The organism is Psychrobacter sp. AOP31-B2-9 (assembly GCF_052378005.1).
Classification (GTDB): Bacteria; Pseudomonadota; Gammaproteobacteria; order Pseudomonadales; family Moraxellaceae; genus Psychrobacter.
The window spans coordinates 1-2,711 of sequence record NZ_JBQSXG010000230.1; the positions used below are offsets into that span (position 1 = coordinate 1).

The 2,711-nt window shown below is 36.1% G+C and carries 3 protein-coding genes; all 3 read left to right on the plus strand.

The window, feature by feature from the left end; translation table 11 throughout:
- Window positions 1–393, plus strand: a 393-nt coding sequence (locus tag ACT3SX_RS14675) for a hypothetical protein (protein WP_444761812.1), incomplete at its 5' end; no start/stop codon positions are given.
- A gap of 10 nt (window positions 394–403) precedes the next feature.
- Complete coding sequence (locus ACT3SX_RS14680) at window positions 404–1,777, plus strand: hypothetical protein (protein WP_444761541.1); 1,374 nt, start codon at window positions 404–406, stop codon at window positions 1,775–1,777.
- A gap of 9 nt (window positions 1,778–1,786) precedes the next feature.
- On the plus strand, window positions 1,787–2,476 hold the full coding sequence (locus ACT3SX_RS14685) for a hypothetical protein (protein ID WP_444761542.1): 690 nt from the start codon (window positions 1,787–1,789) through the stop codon (window positions 2,474–2,476).
- The last annotated feature ends 235 nt before the right edge of the window (window positions 2,477–2,711 follow it).

Here is a 2,711-nt window from a genome sequence, read left to right on the forward strand (position 1 = left end):
GTGGCGACGAATAAGATTACGCTAACGGCGGGCGGTGCGAGTATCACTTTAGATGGCGGTGATATTACGATTGCGGCGATGCAGTTTACGGAGAAGGCTGGTAAGCATAGTCGTGATGGCGGCGGGATGGATGGGCTGAGTTTGGCGGGGTTGCCTAGTATAATTCCTGAGAAAAAAACGCTGATGGATGGAGTGTATAGTTTGGCATATCAGTTTTTGGATGATGATGATGAGCCATATGCCAATACGCCTTATACAGCGACTAATAAACAAACAGGCGAAGAATTTAAAGGTATGACCGATAAAGACGGATGGTCAGAACGTTTCCGTTCTGATAGCGAAGATGAGATTGAAGTTCATCTAGAGCTTCCGTGGCAAGATAACGAGCAATAAGGTAGAAGCTATGAGTCAAACATCTAAAGGTGCTACTGGCCCTTCTGATCCTTTTAAAGTGCTTAAAATAAGCCGTCGTGAGTTTACAATTCATTTTAGACAGCCAAAAAATATGGCTGGGCGTTATGGATTTGATTATCCAAGAGATGCAGATAGATATCCAATAGAAAGAGTACTAGGTAAACGTAAGCCTATACCCCTATATAAAGGAAATATATCAAATTTTAAAGATATTTATCTTAAAGGTGCTATGCACTCGCCACTATTACATAAATACAATTATTTACCTGCATGGTTGGCTATTTTTCCCTATACAACTAATAGTGTTTATAAAGGTGGCTCATCTATGCATAAAGATGGAGTACAACTAGATATTGAGCTTCAAAAACTAATCGGTGACACCTCTAAATTAACAACAGACAAATATACAAAGTTAGAATTTGTGTCTTCGGACCCAAGTAAATTGACTGTCTCACCCTCAAGCATTCCAATTAACAAATTTATCAAACAAGCATATAAAACGACTGTGGTAGATAAACTTAACAGTAAGAGCCGAAAAGACTATATTCTTAAAAGGGCTGTATTGGTTAAGGGAATAAAAAATAAGCTATTAAGCAAGCATGAAAGTATCGCTGTTTACGCTATTTCTGCCAAATCTAAAGACTTAGTAGGAGAGTTGATGGTACATAAAAACGATCAGACGTACAAAGCTGATTTAGTATTGGTACCCACTAAAATAACCACAGGTATAAGTCAAGATGCGTTACGAGATATTGAATGGTATTTAAAATACAAATCATTTAACCAAGCGCTGATAAGAGCAGAGATTAAAACCACAGAACCCTTTGATTTAAAAGAATTTATCAATAATACCGATATAAAAAACTATATCAATACTGTCAAGAAAAATAACCACACTTCTAAATCAGCAAGCGATGGCATTATTGATGCATACGACAAGTATGGAGCAGGAAAGATTACAGACAATAAAGGTAACCCTATACCTATTAATACAGCAGGACACAAAAGAACATATATTTTTCTATTAGATTTTGCTATCCCATACTCAAAAGGTATAGCACCTCTAGAATATTCTACCGATGGAAAGGCTGTTTCATGGGGTAATGTTGCTGTCATTTTTAAAAATGCTTGGGGGAATCTTGAAACTTTAGTTCATGAAATTGGTCATAGTTTATCATTGCCTCATATATTTGAGCCCCACTCTGCCAACCAATATAAATTCTATCAAGGCTTTAGTAATAAAGTGATGGACTATACGTGGCAACAAGGCACAGAAAATTCCAACCCATATTCACGCATTTCATTTGCGAGGTATGAGTGGTATCTCATGCAAAACGATAGAAGTGTATACAAACTACGATAAAGGCTCTGTATGCAAACAATGACACGAACACTTACGCTACTGATGACTGCATTACTTTTTGCTTGTGATGCTTCTTCATCAGACACACCTACGCTTGATTCCAGTGAAGTCGCCCAGCATGATATAAAGCCAGATAAACAAATCAGTACTGAGAGTATAACGACCCTAGAAATTGAACCTCAACAGCAATGGGTTAATGCACCGGACTGGAGACCGTTTATTACCGACACACCTGCAAAACAAGCTCGTAAACCATTTTCTTTGCCTAAAGAAAATATAAGTAAATTGAAAGAATTTTTTCATGAAAATACAAACGCTATTGAAATTCAAGATGAAGGTTTTTTTGAAAATGAGCATATTTTTAATGGAGATATTAAATACTCTAATGGTACATCTATAATGTATACATTTAACAAGAAAAATAATAACTATTTTAATGAATTATTCTTAATGTATGGAGAGTATAAACCTAATGAATCATTCAGTCCTGCCGATAAAGATATCATCTATAAGATATTAGAAATCAGCGGGGCAGATAACCCTGAAGATTTTTTTCAAGAGCTCATAAATAGCCCTCAAATTACCAAATATGAAGGCTGCACGGTACAACAAAAACAGTCGAAGTATGCAATGGTGGATTTGACATCATGTGAGTTTGATAATAGAACCGATTTGTCTTTATACAATCCCAAGTCTTAGAACAAGATCCCATCATTTCAAACTATCCAAGCAGTAATTAAAATGATTCATTTGATCGCTTGACCATAGATAAGACTAATTTGGACTGTTTTTTCGCTCCAAACCACTTTTGGGTAGTTTTTTATATTTATACATAAATAACAACGACACTCTCACCATCACCCCCTATATCACATTTATAGCTGAACCTAAAACACAGCTACTTTATTTAAGGCGATCTTACTTGAGTCAAGGC